This is a genomic window from Streptomyces sp. NBC_01635 (assembly GCF_045209715.1).
GTDB classification, from domain to species: domain Bacteria; phylum Actinomycetota; class Actinomycetes; order Streptomycetales; family Streptomycetaceae; genus Streptomyces; species Streptomyces hirsutus.
The window spans coordinates 2,513,016-2,530,179 of sequence record NZ_CP109277.1 but is presented as its reverse complement, the minus strand read 5'-3'; the positions used below and the strand labels follow the sequence as shown (position 1 = coordinate 2,530,179).

Here is a 17,164-nt window from a genome sequence, read left to right as displayed (position 1 = left end):
TGACCAGCGCTCCCGGGGGAACCCATGACCATCCGTGTCCTGCTCGCCGACGACCAGGCCCTGCTGCGCAGCGCCTTCCGCGTCCTCGTCGACTCCGAGCCGGACATGGAGGTGGTGGGCGAGGCGTCCGACGGCGCCGAAGCGGTCCGGCTGGCCCGCGAACAGCGTGCCGACGTCGTCCTCATGGACATCCGGATGCCCGGCACCGACGGCCTCGCGGCCACCCGTCTGATCAGCGCGGACCCCGAACTCGACGGGGTCCGCGTGGTGATCCTGACGACCTTCGAGGTCGACGACTACGTGGTGCAGTCACTGCGGGCCGGCGCCTCCGGCTTCCTCGGCAAGGGCTCCGAACCCGGCGAACTGCTCAGCGCCATCCGGATCGCCGCCGAGGGCGAGGCGCTGCTGTCCCCGGCCGCCACCAAGGGGCTGATCGCCCGCTTCCTCGCCCAGGCGGGCCCGTCCGACGGCGCCGACCTCGACCCGGACCGCGCGCAGCGGCTCGACTCGCTGACCGTGCGGGAGCGCGAGGTGCTGGTCCAGGTCGCCGGCGGCCACTCCAACGACGAGATCGCCGAACGCCTGGAGGTCAGCCCGCTGACCGTGAAGACGCACGTCAACCGGGCCATGGCCAAACTGGGCGCCCGGGACCGGGCCCAGCTGGTGGTCACCGCCTACGAGTCCGGCCTGGTCCGCCCGAGGGCGGACTGAACGCGACCGCGTGTACTGCGGGGGGAGTAGCCGCCGCCCCGAGGAACGGGACTCCGGGCCTACGGATCGGCCCCTTGCGATGCACCACTGTGTAGAGCGGGCACCCGACTGAGCCCCCCGTGCCCCCGCCCGTGCCCCCGCCCGCGTGTCGGACGGCGCCGGCGACCGCACTTCCGACCGTACTTCCACCGCTCGCAGACGTTCACAGACGCTCACAGAAGAGAGATCCGTAACCCATGTCCTGGCTGGCCAGATTCAGCCTCGCGCAACGCGCCCTGATCGGCCTCATGTCGATCGTCGCGCTGGTGTTCGGGGCGATCGCGATACCTCAGCTCAAGCAGCAGTTGCTGCCCACCATCGAACTGCCCATGGTCTCCGTGATCGCCCCCTACCAGGGCGCCTCCCCGGATGTGGTGGAGAAGCAGGTCGTCGAGCCCATCGAGAACAACCTGGAGGCCGTCGACGGCATCTCCGGCGTCACCTCGAAGGCCAGCGAGGGCAACGCCGTGATCATGGCGTCCTTCGACTTCGGCAACGAGACCAAGCAGCTCGTCGCCGACGTCCAGCAGGCCGTCAACCGGGCCCGGGCCGTGCTGCCCGACGGCGTGGACCCGCAGGTCGTCGCCGGCAGCACCGACGACATCCCGACCGTGGTCCTCGCCGTCACCTCCGACAAGGACCAGCAGGCCCTCGCCGACCAGCTCGACCGGACCGTGGTCACCGAGCTGGAGGCCATCGACGGCGTCGGCCAGGTCACCGTGGACGGCGTACGGGACCTCCAGGTCACCGTCACCCCCGACGACGCGAAGCTCGCCGACGCCGGCCTCACGACGCAGGCGCTCCTGCAGGCCCTCCAGGCGGGCGGCGCGACCGTCCCGGCCGGTTCCTTCGACGAGGAGGGCGCCAACCGCACCGTCCAGGTGGGCGGCGGCTACACCTCGCTCGAGCAGATCGAGGACCTGATGGTCGCCGGCGAGCCCGGCAAGGGCAAGCCGGTCCGGCTCGGCTCCGTGGCCGAGGTGGAGCAGCGGGAGGCCAAGGCCGACTCCCTCACCCGCACCAACGGCGAGCCCAGCCTCGCCGTGGTGGTCACCATGGACCACGACGGCAGCGCCGTCGCGATCTCGGACGCCGTCGACGAGAAGCTGCCCGCCCTGCGCGAGGCGCTCGGCTCGGGCGCCGACCTCACCGTCGTCAGCGACCAGGGCCCGGCCGTCGCCCAGGCCATCGAGGGCCTGACCGTCGAGGGCGCGCTCGGTCTGGTCTTCGCGGTCCTGGTGATCCTGGTCTTCCTGGCCTCGGTGCGCTCGACCCTGGTCACCGCGGTGTCCATCCCGCTGTCCATCGTGCTCGCGCTGATCGTGCTGTGGACGCGCGACCTGTCGCTCAACATGCTGACCCTGGGCGCGCTGACCATCGCGATCGGCCGGGTCGTCGACGACTCCATCGTCGTCCTGGAGAACATCAAGCGGCACCTCGGCTACGGCGAGGAGCGCCGCGAGGCGATCCTGGGCGCCGTCCGCGAGGTGGCCGGCGCGGTGACGTCCGCGACGCTGACCACCGTCGCCGTCTTCCTGCCGATCGGCCTGGTCGGCGGCATGGTCGGCGAGCTGTTCGGCTCCTTCAGCCTCACCGTCACCGCGGCGCTGCTCGCCTCCCTGCTGGTGTCGCTGACGGTCGTCCCCGTCCTGTCGTACTGGTTCCTGCGTCCCCCGAAGGGCACCCCCGAGGACGCCGAGGAGGCCCGCAGACTGGCCGAGGAGAAGGAGGCGAAGAACCGCCTCCAGCGCCTCTACGTCTCCGTCCTGGGCTTCGCCACCCGGCGCAGGCTGGCCAGCCTCGCCATCGCCGCCGTCGTCCTGATCGGCACGTTCGGCATGACCCCGCTGCTCAAGACCAACTTCTTCGACCAGGGCGAGCAGCCGGTCCTCACCGTCCGTCAGGAGCTGGAGCCCGGCGCCAGCCTCGCGGCGACCGACGCCCAGGCCAAGAAGGTCGAGAAGCTGCTCGGCGACACCGAGGGCGTCAAGGACCACCAGGTCACCATCGGCTCGTCCGGCTTCATGGCGGCCTTCGGCGGCGGTACGGACACCAACCAGGCCACCTACCAGCTCATGCTGGAGGACTCCGCGTCCTCCGCCGACGTGCAGAAGCGCATCGAGAAGGGCCTCGCCGGACTCGACGGCATCGGCACCACCACCATCGCCGCCGGCGACGGATTCGGCAGCCAGGACCTGAGCGTCGTCGTCAAGGCGGCCGACGCGCAGGTGCTGCGCAAGGCCGCCGACCAGGTGCAGGAGGCCGTGGCCTCGCTGGACGACGTCACGGACGTCACCAGCGACCTGTCGCAGAGCGTCCCGCGGATCACCGTCGAGGCCACCTCCCGTGCCGCCGCCGCCGGGTTCAACGACCAGACGCTCGGCGCGGCCGTCGCCCAGGCGGTCCGGGGCACCCCGGCCGCCAAGGTGGTGCTGGACGACACCGAGCGGGACGTCGTCATCCGGTCGGCCGAGCCCGCCACCACCCTGGCCGAGCTGAAGAAGCTGCGCCTGGGCCCGGTGAAGCTGGGTGACATCGCCACCGTCGAGCTGGTGGACGGCCCGGTCTCCATGACCCGGATCGACGGCCAGCGCTCGGCCACCGTCACCGCCCGGCCGACCGGCGACAACACCGGCGCGGTCAGCGCGGAACTCCAGACGAAGATCAACGCGCTCTCCCTCCCGGCGGGCGCGACGGCGGAGATCGGCGGCGTGTCCGCGGACCAGGACGAGGCGTTCGTCAACCTGGGCCTGGCGATGCTCGCGGCGATCGCGATCATCTTCATGCTGCTGGTCGGCACCTTCCGTTCACTCGCCCAGCCGCTGATCCTGCTGGTGTCCATCCCGTTCGCGGCGACGGGCGCGGTCGGCCTGCTGATCGTCACGGGCACCCCGATGGGCGTCCCGGCGATGATCGGCATGCTGATGCTGATCGGCATCGTGGTGACCAACGCGATCGTGCTGATCGACCTGATCAACCAGTACCGCGCCCAGGGCTACGGGGTCGTCGAGGCCGTGATCGAGGGCGGCCGGCACCGGCTGCGCCCGATCCTGATGACGGCCCTGGCGACGATCTTCGCCCTGCTCCCGATGGCGCTCGGCGTCACCGGCGAGGGCGGTTTCATCGCGCAGCCGCTGGCCGTGGTGGTGATCGGCGGTCTGATCACGTCGACGCTGCTGACCCTGCTCCTGGTGCCGACCCTCTACGCGATGCTGGAGCTCCGCAAGGAGCGGCGCGCGAAGAAGAAGGCACTGAAGAAGGGCACGGCGGCCGAGGAACCGGCGGAGCCGGAGAAGTCCGCGGGGTCCGCGGACGACCCGGAGCCGGCGCAGGTCTGACCGGTCCGCCGGCCGGTCGCACACGACGGAGGGCCTGCCCGGAACCGATGTTCCGGGCAGGCCCTCCGTCGTCGTCGACGGGGTTACGGCAGCGCGAGCATCCGTTCCAGGGCCAGCTTGGCGAACTGCTCGGTCTCCTTGTCCACCTCGATGCGGTTGACCAGGTTGCCCTCGGCGAGGGACTCCAGGGTCCAGACCAGGTGGGGGAGGTCGATGCGGTTCATCGTGGAGCAGAAGCAGACCGTCTTGTCGAGGAAGACGACCTCCTTGCCCTCGGGAGCGAAACGGTTCGCCAGCCGGCGCACCAGGTTCAGCTCCGTGCCGATCGCCCACTTGGAGCCGGCCGGGGCGGCCTCCAGCGCCTTGATGATGTACTCGGTCGACCCGACGTGGTCCGCCGCGGCCACGACCTCGTGCCGGCACTCGGGGTGCACCAGGACGTTCACGCCCGGGATGCGTTCGCGCACGTCGTTGACCGAGTCCAGGCTGAAGCGGCCGTGCACCGAGCAGTGGCCCCGCCACAGGATCATCTTCGCGTCCCGCAGCTCCTGCGCCGTCAGCCCGCCGTTCGGCTTGTGCGGGTTGTAGAGGACGCAGTCCTCCAGGGACATTCCCAGGTCCCGCACCGCGGTGTTGCGGCCGAGGTGCTGGTCGGGGAGGAAGAGGACCTGTTCGCCCTGCTCGAAGGCCCAGTCGAGGGCGCGCTTCGCGTTGGAGGAGGTGCAGATGGTGCCGCCGTGCTTGCCAGTGAAGGCCTTGATGTCGGCGGAGGAGTTCATGTACGAGACGGGCACGACCCGGTCGGATATCCCGGCCTCGGTCAGCACGTCCCAGCACTCCGCGACCTGCTCGGCGGTGGCCATGTCGGCCATGGAGCAGCCGGCCGCGAGGTCCGGCAGGACCACCTTCTGGTCGTCGCCGGTGAGGATGTCCGCCGACTCGGCCATGAAGTGCACACCGCAGAACACGATGTACTCGGCCTGCGGGCGCGCGGCGGCGTCCTTGGCCAGCTTGAACGAGTCGCCCGTGACGTCGGCGAACTGGATGACCTCGTCGCGCTGGTAGTGGTGGCCGAGCACGAAGACCTTGTCCCCGAGCTTCTCCTTGGCGGCGCGGGCGCGTTCCACCAGGTTCGGGTCGGAGGGTGAGGGGAGGTCTCCGGGACACTCCACACCGCGCTCGCTCCTGGGGTCGGCCTCCCGGCCGAGGAGCAACAGGGCGAGGGGCGTCGGCTGGACGTCGAGCTCCTGGGTCTGGGCGGTGGTCACGACACACACCCTTTCTTTTCTGCGGCTCGCCGGGCCCGTGAAGCACGGCCCGGCGGGACAAGGCGGGACACCGGTTCGACGACTTCTCGTCGAATTGACGCTATTTATCATATCCGGCTCGCGTCACTTTGACGACGGCCATAGCGTCCATGTGACGTGAATCCCGGCGCCGGTCCGTACATTCCCCCGGTCGGACCCGAACGGTTCCGGAGCGGTTTTCGGGGTGGTGTCCGGAAGAGGGCCGGGCGGACCGTTTTCCGCTTGCCGGGGCGTGTGCGAGCATGAAGGCGGAGCCGAGAGAACACGTTCCCGGCCCGGAATGAATCCGCGGCCCCGCCGGTTGCAACCGTCGGCAAGCAGTCTCCGTACAACCCGGGAGAGATGTAGATGTCCGTATCGGACGAGACCACCACCGTCACCGACGGCATCCTCGTGACCGAAGCCGCCGCGGCCAAGGTCAAGGCGCTGCTCGACCAGGAAGGCCGTGACGACCTCGCCCTGCGCGTCGCCGTCCAGCCCGGCGGCTGCTCCGGCCTGCGTTACCAGCTCTTCTTCGACGAGCGTTCCCTCGACGGCGACGTGGAGAAGGACTTCGACGGCGTGAAGGTCGTCACCGACCGGATGAGCGCCCCGTACCTGGGCGGCGCCACCATCGACTTCGTCGACACCATCGAGAAGCAGGGCTTCACGATCGACAACCCGAACGCCACGGGCTCCTGCGCCTGCGGCGACTCCTTCAGCTGAGCAGACTCCGTCGCCGGTCCGGGACCCGTTCCCGGGCGGCACGGCGCACCACGAAGGCGGCGGCCCCGTTCCCACGGGGCCGCCGCCTTCGGGCTTTCGGCCCTTCAGCCCTCCGTCACCGCTCCGAAGGCGCCGCGGGCAGCCGCGCGCCGTCCTTGCGCAGCGGCACCGGCGCGCCGTCGGCGTCCACCACCGTGCGGCCGGCCAGCGGCGCGTCGAGCCGCACCGTCTGCTGGTACTGCTTGGCGATCAGGATGCAGACCTTGTCCGGCCAGGCCGTCTCCGTCACGGTGACCGTCACCCGGCCGCCGCTCTCCTCCGCCGCGGCCGCGTAGTCGGCGCACACCCCGCCGGTGAAGGTCACCGTCAGCTCGCCGCCCTCGGCGGTGTAGCCCTCGACGGTGACCTCGCGTGCGGCCGGCGCCGAGGTCGGCCGGTCGCCGTCCCCCGGCTTCGCCGGCTGCGTGCCGGTCTCCCCGGACCGTGCCCGCGGGGCGAGGAACTCCGGTTCGACCGCCGGGTACGTGACCGTGCCGCCGTCCTGCGCCTTCGTCGGCCGCACCTCGAACAGCCAGGACGGCACGAGCGCCTGCTGCCCGTCCACCGAGTGCGCGGCCAGCCCGAACACCGCCTTCTCGACGGTGACCGTGTCCTTGACGGGCAGGGTCGTCGCCGTGGCGCACGGCTCCTGCTGCTCCTGCCGGCCGTCGCCCTCCAGCGGTACGGGAGTGGCGCAGCCGCCGATCTCCGCGCGCTCACCGGCGCCCGGCGCCGTGTTCAGCAGTTCCAGCGCCTCCTCGGCGCCCAGCACGGGGTACGTGTCCGCCTTCACCGGCGTCGACAGCCGGCCGCTGCCGCCGACCACCTCACCGCCGTCACCGACGACCACCCCGGTCGTCCAGCCGTACGTCGGCAGGCCGCCGACCACGGGTTCCGCGTTCACCACCCGCTTGGCGCCCGTCATCTGGCCGGCGTCGAGCTTCGCGTCGTCCTGGCCCAACGCCTTCAGCACGGGCGCGGCGGCCTTCTTCGCGGCCTCCTCGCTCACCGCCGGGCCTCCGCCGACCGGCGGGGTCTTACACGTCTCGCCCTTGCTGTCACAGGCGTCGGGGCCGGGCGCGTACCGGCTGAACGTCCACGTGCCGGGGGCGCTGCGGTCCACCCGCAGGGTGGGCCCGCTGCCGTCCTTGCCCCCGATCCGCCAGGCCCCGCCCTCCGCCACCGGCTTCCCGTCGACCCCCAGCGCCTTCGCGAGACCGGCCACCTGCGCCTCGGTGATCTGCCCCCGGGCGCGGTACACCGGCGCCGAGTCGGGTCCCTCGGGGAGCGGGCCGGCGGCGCGGTAAGTGGCGCCGTAGGGGTTGGGCTCACCCGGCGCGATGCCGTGCGCCCCGCCCTCGGCGTAGGCGTCGAGGGTGAGCGGCGGGGGAGTCCCGTCCCCGTTCGCCCCCGGAGTCGTACCGCCGCCCGACCCGCCGACGGCACTGGCCGCGAGATACGCCCCGCCGCCCCCGACCAGCAGCACCGCCGCGGCCACCGCCGCGGCCAGCCCCGGCGACCGCCGCCGCCCGGACCTCTGGCCATGACCGTCGGCGTCGCCGCGCACGTCGGCGGGGCTCCGTACGACGGAGGGCTCGGCATCGGTCGCGTCGGTTTCCGGCTCCACGGCCGTTGTCGCTGCTCCTGCTGCTGCTGCCGCCGCCGCAGCAGACGGCGTATCGGCTCCCGGTGCCCCGGTCGCCGGTGCCCCGGTCGCCGGGTCCCCGGCTTCCGGGCTTTCGGCCTCCGGGCTTTCGGCCTCCGGGTTTTCGGCCGCCGCCTCCCCGTCCTGGGACGGGAGGCCCGGCGCGGGCCCGCGGCCCGCAGCCCTTTCCCCGGCGCCGTCGTCCGTTTCCGTCTCCGCTTCCGCCTCCGCGGCGTCGGCGCTCGCGCCCCCGTCCGCGGACGCCGAGGCTTCGGCCCCCGCGCCCCGGGACGAGTCCCGGGGCGCCTTCCCGGCTCCGTTCTCCGGCGCCCGGTCCTCGTTCCCGCCTGTCTCCGGGGTATCGCCCCCGGGGGCCGCGGCATCCCGCGCCGGGGTCGCGCTGCCGTCGGGCTCCGGAACCTCGGGCTCCGCTCCGGGCGCTGCGCTCACGTCCGAGGTCTTCGGGGCCGACGGCCCGGTGTCCTCGGCCCGTACGGGGGAGTCCGCCTTCGTCTCCTCGGCCTCCGGAGCCCCGCTCACCGGGGCTTCGTCCCCTGCCGGCCGTTCGGCCCCGGCCCGCGGGGCCTGCCCGGGCTCGTTCTCCGGTACCCGGTCGCCGCCGGCCTCGGCGGTGTCACCGGCCTCGGCGGTGTCACCGGTGTCACCGGTGTCTTCTTCCGGCCCGCCGGCGCCGCCGGTCTCCGGGGCGGGTGCTTCCGGTGCCGGGCCGGGCGTGGCGGCGTCGTCCCGGGGCCCGCCCCGCGGGGCGCCGCTCCCCACGCCGTCGGCCGAAGCGCCCCCGGTGTCGCGCGCGCTGCCGGGGGCCTCTGCCCCGGCGTCGTCGTTGTCGGGTCGCTCGGTGTTCACCGCATCGCTCCTTCGGCTGCACAGCTGTCCCTGAAGACCCTGCCCGGTCGTACCGGGACTGCTGACGGGTCGTATCCCGCATCCCCTTTACGGGGGACAGCGATGGGACGCAACGGAGGAGCGCACGGTTCCCCGAGCGCCCGTCCGGCCGCAGAAGAGCTCGGCTCAGTCGCCGTATTCCGACATACCGTCCAGCAGACGGGCCGAGGAGGAGGGGACGGACACGCCGTGGATCAGGGACGGGGAGACCGGGCGGGCGGCACCCCGGTCCGGTGTCGTCCAGCGGGGAGCCATCCGGGCGCAGTCGCCGCGCAGCGACGCGAGGTCGCCTTCGAGGTCGGCCTGAGTGGGGGCGTGGACCTTGAGGTTCGTCATATCGGCACCGTATGCATGCCGCAGGTCACGAAGAAAGATCTACTATCGGGTAGTTTTGGTGGGCTTCATCGGGCGGCCCCCACCAGATAGCGTGGACCGTCAATCCCCCCTCCCTCAGGAGAGTCCACGCCGTGCGCATCGCAGTCACCGGCTCCATCGCCACCGACCACCTCATGACGTTCCCCGGGCGCTTCTCCGACCAGCTCGTCGCGGACCAGTTGCACACGGTCTCGCTGTCCTTCCTGGTCGACAAGCTCGACGTGCGCCGGGGCGGCGTGGGCGCGAACATCGCCTTCGGCATGGGGCAGCTCGGCACCCGGCCGGTCCTCGTCGGCGCCGCGGGCTCCGACTTCGACGAGTACCGGGCCTGGCTGGACCGGCACGGCGTCGACACCGCGTCCGTCCGCATCTCGGAGACGCTGCACACCGCCCGCTTCGTGTGCACCACGGACGCCGACCACAACCAGATCGGCTCCTTCTACACGGGCGCGATGAGCGAGGCCCGGCTGATCGAGCTGAAGACCGTCGCCGACCGGGTGGGCGGCCTCGACCTGGTCCTCATCGGCGCCGACGACCCGGAGGGCATGCTCCGGCACACCGAGGAGTGCCGCACCCGGAACATTCCGTTCGCCGCCGACTTCTCCCAGCAGATCGCCCGGATGAACGGGGAGGAGATCCGGATACTGCTGGACGGGGCGACCTACCTCTTCTCCAACGAGTACGAGAAGGGGCTCATCGAGAGCAAGACCGGCTGGACCGACGCCGAGATCCTCGGCAAGGTCGGCCACCGCGTCACCACCCTCGGCTCCCGCGGCGTGCGCATCGAGCGCGCCGGCGAGGACCCGATCGAGGTCGGCTGCGCCCAGGAGGAGCGCAAGGCGGACCCGACCGGGGTGGGCGACGCCTTCCGCGCCGGATTCCTGTCCGGGCTGGCCTGGGGCGTCTCGCTGGAGCGTGCCGCGCAGGTGGGCTGCATGCTCGCCACCCTGGTCATCGAGACCGTCGGCACCCAGGAGTACCAGCTGCGCCGCGCCCACTTCATGGAGCGCTTCGCCCAGGCCTACGGCGACGAGCCCGCGGCCGAGGTGAAGAAGCACCTGCTCTGACACACCGGCGGTTCACGGACCCGGGAGCCACCGGGTCCTCGGGTCCACCGGACCCCGGGGCCCCTGGGTCCTACGGGCCCGGGCCCCCGCCGTTCATGAGGTCCGGCGGACCACATAGGCCGAGCCCCGGTCCGCCGGCTCCTCACCCACGTACTCCTGCCCGCGCATCTCGCACCACGCCGGGATGTCCAGCCGGGCCGCCTCGTCGTCCGCGAGGACCCGTACCGTGCCGCCCACGGGCACGTCACCGATCACCCGGGCCAGTTCGATCACCGGGACCGGGCACCGCCGGCCCAGCGCGTCCACGACCAGCGCGTCCCCGGCCGGGGCGCCGCTCTCCTGGGCGCCTCGCTCCGTGCCCCGTACAGCCCCGGCCGGCACCGGCGCCCCCAGCTTCTCCCGCACCCCCGCCACCACTCCCGGCAGGACCGCCAGGAACCGCTCGACGTCCTCGGCCGGCGTCCCCGGCGGCAGCGACACGCGGACGTTGCCCTCGCTCAGCACCCCCATCGCCCTCAGCACATGGCTCGGGGTGAGCGTGCTGCTCGTGCACGACGAACCGGACGACACGGAGAAGCCGGCGCCGTCCAGCTCGTGCAGCACCGTCTCCCCATCGACATAGAGACAGGAGAAGGTGACGATCCCCGGCAGCCGCCGCTCCGGATCGCCCGTCACCTCCACGTCCGGCACCAGCACGGGCACCCGCGTCCGGATCCGCTCCGTCAGTTCCCGCAGTCGGACCGCTTCCTCGGCCGCCTCGGCACGCACCGCCCGCAGCGAGGCCGCCGCGGCCACCACCGCCGGGATGTTCTCGAACCCGGCCGCCCGCCCCGACTCCCGTTCGTCCAGCGGCCCCCGGGCAGCGAACCGCACCCCCTTGCGCACCACGAGCAGTCCGACGCCCGACGGACCGCCCCACTTGTGGGCGCTCGCCGTGAGCAGCGACCAGTCGCCCGCCACCGGCCCCCAGCCCAGCGACTGGGCCGCGTCCACCAGCAGCGGCACCCCCGCCGCCCGGCAGGCCTCGGCGACCTCGGCCACCGGCTGCACCGTCCCCACCTCGTGGTTGGCCGACTGGAGACAGGCCAGCGCGGTGTCCGGCCGCAGCGACCCGGCGAAGGCGTCCGGAGCCACGGCCCCCGTGCGGTCCACCCCGACCTCGGTGACCGAACCGCCCAGGGCTTTGTGGACTTCGGCCGTGTGGAGTACAGAAGAGTGTTCGACCGAAGACACGATCAGGTGACGCCCGACGCGCCGCCGCCCGGCCAGTGCACCCTCGATCCCGGCATGCACCGCCCGGGTGCCGGACGGGGTGAACACCAGCTCGTCCGGGCGGCATTCCACCGCCTCCGCCGCCGCCTCGCGCGCCGCGTCCAGCAGCAGCCGGGCCCTCCTGCCCTCCCGGTAGAGTCGCGCCGGATCGGCCCACCCCTCGTCCAGTGCGGCCAACAAGGCCTGACGGCCGACGGGATGGAGCGGGGCGGCGGACGCGGCGTCGAAGTAGGCCATACGGCAACGGTAAGCCGCGGGCCCGGCGGGGGAGGGCGAGGGGAGGGGAACCGGGAGGGGTGAGGGCGCGAGCGACCCGAGCCCTTCGCGGCTGCCGTGCCCGGCCGTTGCCACCACACAAGCCGCACTCCTGACCATTGGGTGTGCCTTCCGACCCCTTCGGGGTGACGGGCGGCGCGTATGACCCCCTCCCCGCGACCCCCCGGAAGGCGTCGGCTAGGGTTTGGTCCGCATAAACATCCAAACCCCTGCCCGACGCAGGGCGGCGACCGACCAGCGAGAAGGCCAGGCCGCAGCCGTACAGCGCGGGCGAGACTCTCGGGAAGGCGCTACGTGAGTCCCAACGGCTCCGACCGCTCGCCGCGGCGCCCGATGCGGCGGAAGCTGCTGCAGGCACTGACCGCGGGCCTGGTCCTGGCAACCGCCACAGGTTGCACATGGGAGGACTTCCCCCGCCTTGGTATGCCCACCCCCACCACGGAAGAGGCTCCGCTGATCCTCTCGCTGTGGCAGGGGTCCTGGGCCGCCGCGCTCGCCATCGGCGCGCTGGTGTGGGGCCTGATCCTGTGGAGTGCTTTCTTCCACCGGCGCAGCCGCACCAAGGTCGAGGTACCTCCGCAGACCCGCTACAACATGCCCATCGAGGCGTTGTACACCGTGGTTCCGCTCATCATCGTTTCCGTCTTCTTCTACTTCACGGCCCGGGACGAGTCCGAGCTGATGAAGCTCGATGCGAAGCCGGACGTCACCGTGAACGTCGTCGGTTTCCAGTGGAGCTGGTGCTTCAACTACATCGAGAACGTCGAGGGTTCCACCGGCGACGCCAAGACCGACAAGGCACTCGAGGCGGTCCCGGACCTCTACAAGAAGGCGTTCCCGGCCAACGCCGGCGGTGTCAACGACTGCGGCACCCCCTCGACGCGGAACCCGCAGACCAACAACCCGGGCCCCACCCTGTGGCTGCCCGAGGGCAAGCGGGTCCGCTTCGTCCTGACCTCGCGGGACGTCATCCACTCCTTCTGGGTGGTGCCGTTCCTGATGAAGCAGGACGTCATCCCGGGCCACCCCAACGCCTTCGAGGTGACCCCCAACCGTGAGGGCACCTTCCTCGGCAAGTGCGCCGAGCTCTGCGGCGTGGACCACGCCCGGATGCTGTTCAACGTGAAGGTCGTCTCCCCCGAGCGCTACGAGCAGCACCTCAAGGAGCTCGCGGAGAAGGGACAGACCGGTTACGTTCCCGCCGGCATCGATCAGACGAGCCACGAGAAGAACCGGGAGGCGAACATCCTGTGAGCATTCTCAATGAATCCCAGGGTGCCGCAGCGGCTGTGGACTCCTACGAGAGCGAGCAGCCGGTCCGGCGCAAGCAGCCCGGCAACGTGGTCGTCAACTGGCTTACCACCACCGACCACAAGACCATCGGCACCATGTACCTGGCGTCGTCGTTCGCGTTCTTCTGCATCGGTGGCGTGATGGCGCTCGTCATGCGCGCCGAGCTGGCCCGGCCGGGTCTGCAGATCATGTCGAACGAGCAGTTCAACCAGGCGTTCACGATGCACGGCACGGTCATGCTGCTGATGTTCGCGACGCCCTTGTTCTCCGGTTTCGCGAACTGGATCATGCCGCTCCAGATCGGCGCACCGGACGTCGCCTTCCCCCGGCTGAACATGTTCGCCTACTGGCTGTTCACGTTCGGCTCGCTGATCGCGCTGGGCGGTTTCCTCACCCCGGACGGCGCGGCCAGCTTCGGCTGGACCGCCTACTCCCCGCTGACGGACGTCATCCGCTCGCCGGGTGTCGGCGGGGACATGTGGATCATGGGCCTGGCCCTCTCCGGCTTCGGCACCATCCTCGGTGCGGTCAACTTCATCACCACGATCATCTGCATGCGCGCTCCCGGCATGACGATGTTCCGCATGCCGATCTTCACCTGGAACGTGCTGCTGACCGGTGTGCTGGTCCTGCTCGCCTTCCCGGTGCTCGCGGCGGCGCTCTTCGCGCTCGAGTACGACCGGAAGTTCGGCGGGCACATCTTCGACCCGGCCAACGGCGGGTCGCTGCTGTGGCAGCACCTGTTCTGGTTCTTCGGTCACCCCGAGGTCTACATCATCGCGCTGCCGTTCTTCGGCATCGTCTCCGAGATCATCCCGGTCTTCTCCCGCAAGCCGATCTTCGGCTACATGGGCCTGATCGGCGCGACCATCGCGATCGCGGGCCTGTCGGTGACGGTGTGGGCGCACCACATGTACGCCACGGGCGGTGTGCTGCTGCCGTTCTTCTCCTTCATGACCTTCCTGATCGCGGTCCCCACCGGAGTGAAGTTCTTCAACTGGCTGGGCACCATGTGGAAGGGGTCGCTGAGCTTCGAGACCCCGATGCTCTGGTCGGCGGGCTTCCTGGTGACCTTCCTCTTCGGCGGTCTGACCGGCGTCATCCTGGCCTCGCCGCCGCTGGACTTCCACGTCACCGACTCCTACTTCGTGGTGGCGCACTTCCACTACGTGGTGTTCGGCACCGTGGTCTTCGCGATGTTCGCCGGCTTCCACTTCTGGTGGCCGAAGTTCACCGGCAAGATGCTCGACGAGCGGCTCGGGAAGATCACCTTCTGGACGCTGTTCGCCGGCTTCCACGGCACCTTCCTGGTCCAGCACTGGCTGGGCGCCGAGGGCATGCCCCGCCGCTACTCCGACTACCTGGCGGCCGACGGCTTCACCGCGCTGAACACCATCTCGACCATCGCCTCGTTCCTGCTCGGCATGTCGATGCTGCCGTTCTTCTACAACGTCTGGAAGACGGCCAAGTACGGCAAGAAGATCGAGGTCGACGACCCCTGGGGCTACGGCCGTTCGCTGGAGTGGGCCACCTCCTGCCCGCCCCCGCGGCACAACTTCCTCACCCTGCCGCGGATCCGCAGCGAATCCCCGGCGTTCGATCTGCACTACCCGGAGATCGCCGCGCTCGACCAGCTCGAGAACACCGGTCACGGTGAGAAGGTCCTCTCCGGCGGCAAGGAGGCCGGCAAGTGAAGATCCAGGGCAAGATGTTCGTCTGGCTGAGCGCCTTCCTGCTCGTCGTGGCGGTCGTCTACGGCGTGTGGTCGAAGGAGCCGGCCGGCACCACGGCCCTCTTCCTGGCCTTCGGCCTGAGCATCATGATCGGCTTCTACCTGGGCTTCACCGCCCGGCGGGTCGACGTGGGTCCTCAGGACAACAAGGAGGCGGACGTCGCCGACGACGCCGGCGAGGTCGGGTTCTTCAGCCCGCACAGCTGGCAGCCGCTCGGTCTCGGCCTCGGTGCCGCGGTCGCCTTCCTGGCCGTCGCCGTCGGCTGGTGGCTGATGTACTTCGCGGCACCGCTGATCGTGCTCAGTATCTGGGGCTGGGTCTTCGAGTACTACCGCGGTGAGAACCGCACCCAGTAGGACGAGCGACCCGCGCAGGGCCCGGACACTCCCCCAGGAGCGTCCGGGCCCCGCGTCGTATTCGGCCGCAATAAGCGTCACTCGTTCGAGTTTTCCGGCGTGCCTCAGTTGACGAGACTCCCTAGCGTGAGCCCATGAGACGCGCTCCCCGAAACCGCACCGTCGTCGGCTGCACGCTGCTGGTGATCGCCCTCGGCGCGGGCTCCACCGGCTGCTCCTCCGGCGGGAACCCACTGTCCGCCGAGCCCTACGACGCAGCGGACCGGATCAGCTTCAACGGGCCCTCCGAAGGGAAGAAGGCCGACCCGGACACGCCCCTGGAGATCGTCGCCGAGGACTCCGACGGGCGCATCACCGACGTCACGACGGTGGACGCCGCGGGCCGCCACGTGGGGGGCGAACTCGCCGCCGACGGCAGCCGCTGGCACAGCACCTCCCCGCTCGCCGCCGACACCGACTACACGGTCCGGGTCAGCACCGAGGACGAGGACGGGGCACCGGGCCGCAAGGTCCTCACCTTCACCACGGGCAAGCCCACCGCCCCCAGGAACAGCGGCGCCAAGAGCCTCGGCGTCACCTTCGGCCCCGGAAAGGGCACCTACGGCGTCGGCCAGCCGCTCACCGCCGAACTGACCGCGCCCATCAAGGACCCCGCCCAGCGCGCCGTCGTGGAGCGCGGACTGAAGGTGTCCTCCACGCCCGCGGTGGTCGGCTCCTGGCACTGGGTGGACGACAGGAAACTCCACTTCCGTCCGAAGGGGTACTGGCCCGAGAACGCCACCGTCAGGATGCGCAGCACCCTGGAGGGCGTCAGGATCGGCGACCGGCTGACGGGCGGCAAGGCCGAACCGCTGACCCTCGGCACCGGCGACCAGGTCATAGCCGTCACCGACGTCGCCGCGCACCGGCTGACGGTCTACAAGAGCGGCGAGGAGATCAGGACGATCGCCGTCACCGCCGGCAAGCCCGGCTTCGAGACCCGCAACGGCGTCAAGGTCGTCCTCGCCAAGGAACGCCTCGTACGTATGCTCAGCACCACCATAGGCATAGCCGAGGGCTCCTCCGAGTCGTACGACATGCCCGTCCACTTCGCCACCAGGGTGACCTGGAGCGGTGAGTACGTGCACGCCGCTCCCTGGTCCGTCGGCTCCCAGGGCTACGACAACGTCAGCCACGGCTGCGTCGGCATGAGCACCGGCGACGCCGAGTGGTTCTTCGACACGTTCCACCAGGGCGACCTGGTCGAGGTCGTCAACTCCGGCGGCACGACCATGGAGCCCTTCGGTAACGGCTTCGGCGACTGGAACCTCAGCTGGGCCCAATGGCGCGAGGGCAGCGCCCTGGTGGGCGGCGCCGGGTCCGGTCCCGCCCCCGAGGAGAAGGCCCGCCTGCGCCCCCAGCCGGCCTGAGCCGCCGGACGGGCCCTGGGGTCCGTCCGGCGGATCGAGTCGGAGGCGGCCGGCGGCATCTTTCGAGCCGGGGTGAGCGGGGTCTGGTGCGTGCAGCCGCACGGCGGCGGAGGGAGTCGACGCGATGGGTGCCCCCCTGCTCATGGGGGTGCCCCCGCTCGAGCGAAGCCGAGAGTGGGGGAGGAGCCGAGAGCTCGGGGGAGTCGGCGAGCGACGACAACGCGGCAGCTGTGCGTGCCGGCCCCCGCGTCTGAGGCCTGAGCCGCCGGACGGGCCCTAGACGCTCAGGGCGTGCTTCCGGCGCAGCAGGGAGGCCAGGGCCGAGGCGAACTCCACCGGCTCCACCGGCAGCGTCACAGCGGCCTCCGCACGGCTCCAGGTGGCCAGCCAGGCGTCCTGGGGCCGGCCGATGAGCAGCAGCACCGGCGGGCACTGGAAGATCTCGTCCTTGATCTGCCGGCACACGCCCATGCCGCCCACCGGCGACGACTCGCCGTCCAGGACGCAGACGTCGATCCCGCCCCGCTCCAGTTCCTTGAGGACGGCCGGGAGGGTCGCGCACTCCACGAACTCCACGACGGGCACATCAGGGGCCGGCCGCCGGCCGGTGGCGAGCCGCACCTGCTCCCGGGTGCCTGCGTTGTCGCTGTAGACCAGCACCGTGGCGGTCGCCTGCATTGTTCCTCCACGCTT

General features: G+C 71.2%; 13 protein-coding genes. 8 read left to right on the top strand and 5 right to left on the bottom strand.

All coding sequences use genetic code 11. The annotated features are described in order from the left end of the window. Positions 1-24: 24 nt before the first annotated feature. Positions 25-711: a response regulator transcription factor gene (locus tag OHB56_RS11950; protein ID WP_326752249.1), complete on the top strand. Its 687-nt coding sequence runs from the start codon at positions 25-27 to the stop codon at positions 709-711. Between the two features lie 236 nt (positions 712-947). Then, positions 948-4,088, top strand: a complete 3,141-nt coding sequence (locus tag OHB56_RS11945; RefSeq protein ID WP_406353120.1) for an efflux RND transporter permease subunit — start codon at positions 948-950, stop codon at positions 4,086-4,088. Between the two features lie 83 nt (positions 4,089-4,171). Here OHB56_RS11945 and nadA read toward each other — a convergent pair whose 3' ends face one another. Further along, positions 4,172-5,356 (bottom strand): quinolinate synthase NadA, encoded by a 1,185-nt coding sequence (nadA, locus tag OHB56_RS11940; RefSeq protein ID WP_326752247.1) that lies wholly within the window; start codon positions 5,354-5,356, stop codon positions 4,172-4,174. 387 nt (positions 5,357-5,743) lie between these two features. Between nadA and OHB56_RS11935 the strand changes: the two genes are divergently transcribed. After that, positions 5,744-6,100 (top strand): iron-sulfur cluster assembly accessory protein, encoded by a 357-nt coding sequence (locus tag OHB56_RS11935; RefSeq protein ID WP_055574575.1) that lies wholly within the window; start codon positions 5,744-5,746, stop codon positions 6,098-6,100. Between the two features lie 115 nt (positions 6,101-6,215). On the opposite strand, the gene OHB56_RS11930 is transcribed toward OHB56_RS11935, so the two are convergent. Further along, a complete protein-coding gene (locus tag OHB56_RS11930) occupies positions 6,216-7,766 on the bottom strand; it encodes a hypothetical protein (RefSeq protein WP_406359010.1) in 1,551 nt (516 codons plus the stop codon). Positions 7,767-8,816: 1,050 nt separating this feature from the next. Then, entirely contained in the window at positions 8,817-9,026 is a 210-nt protein-coding gene (locus tag OHB56_RS11925) for a hypothetical protein (protein WP_326752246.1), read from the bottom strand. Positions 9,027-9,157: 131 nt separating this feature from the next. Between OHB56_RS11925 and OHB56_RS11920 the strand changes: the two genes are divergently transcribed. Then, the gene (locus tag OHB56_RS11920) at positions 9,158-10,132 is read left to right on the top strand and encodes a carbohydrate kinase family protein (protein WP_326752245.1); all 975 of its coding nucleotides are present in this window, start codon (positions 9,158-9,160) and stop codon (positions 10,130-10,132) included. A gap of 93 nt (positions 10,133-10,225) precedes the next feature. Here OHB56_RS11920 and OHB56_RS11915 read toward each other — a convergent pair whose 3' ends face one another. Beyond that, positions 10,226-11,641 carry an aminotransferase class V-fold PLP-dependent enzyme gene (locus OHB56_RS11915; protein ID WP_326752244.1) on the bottom strand — a complete coding sequence of 472 codons (1,416 nt, stop codon included), beginning with the start codon at positions 11,639-11,641 and terminating at the stop codon, positions 10,226-10,228. A gap of 333 nt (positions 11,642-11,974) precedes the next feature. Between OHB56_RS11915 and coxB the strand changes: the two genes are divergently transcribed. The 4 genes from coxB to OHB56_RS11895 all read left to right on the top strand — a co-directional run bounded on the left by coxB (position 11,975) and on the right by OHB56_RS11895 (position 16,471). After that, positions 11,975-12,934 carry a cytochrome c oxidase subunit II gene (gene coxB, locus OHB56_RS11910; protein WP_326752243.1) on the top strand — a complete coding sequence of 320 codons (960 nt, stop codon included), beginning with the start codon at positions 11,975-11,977 and terminating at the stop codon, positions 12,932-12,934. Beyond that, on the top strand, positions 12,931-14,667 hold the full coding sequence (ctaD, locus tag OHB56_RS11905; protein ID WP_326752242.1) for a cytochrome c oxidase subunit I: 1,737 nt from the start codon (positions 12,931-12,933) through the stop codon (positions 14,665-14,667). The genes coxB and ctaD overlap by 4 nt, the downstream gene beginning before the upstream one ends. Continuing rightward, positions 14,664-15,062: a cytochrome c oxidase subunit 4 gene (locus OHB56_RS11900; protein ID WP_406353116.1), complete on the top strand. Its 399-nt coding sequence runs from the start codon at positions 14,664-14,666 to the stop codon at positions 15,060-15,062. Before ctaD ends, OHB56_RS11900 begins: the two co-directional genes overlap by 4 nt. A 134-nt stretch (positions 15,063-15,196) precedes the next feature. After that, complete coding sequence (locus tag OHB56_RS11895; RefSeq protein ID WP_406353115.1) at positions 15,197-16,471, top strand: Ig-like domain-containing protein; 1,275 nt, start codon at positions 15,197-15,199, stop codon at positions 16,469-16,471. Between the two features lie 276 nt (positions 16,472-16,747). Here the strand turns inward: OHB56_RS11895 and OHB56_RS11890 are convergent, their stop codons facing one another. Further along, positions 16,748-17,149 (bottom strand): hypothetical protein, encoded by a 402-nt coding sequence (locus OHB56_RS11890; protein ID WP_055595307.1) that lies wholly within the window; start codon positions 17,147-17,149, stop codon positions 16,748-16,750. Positions 17,150-17,164 lie beyond the last annotated feature (15 nt).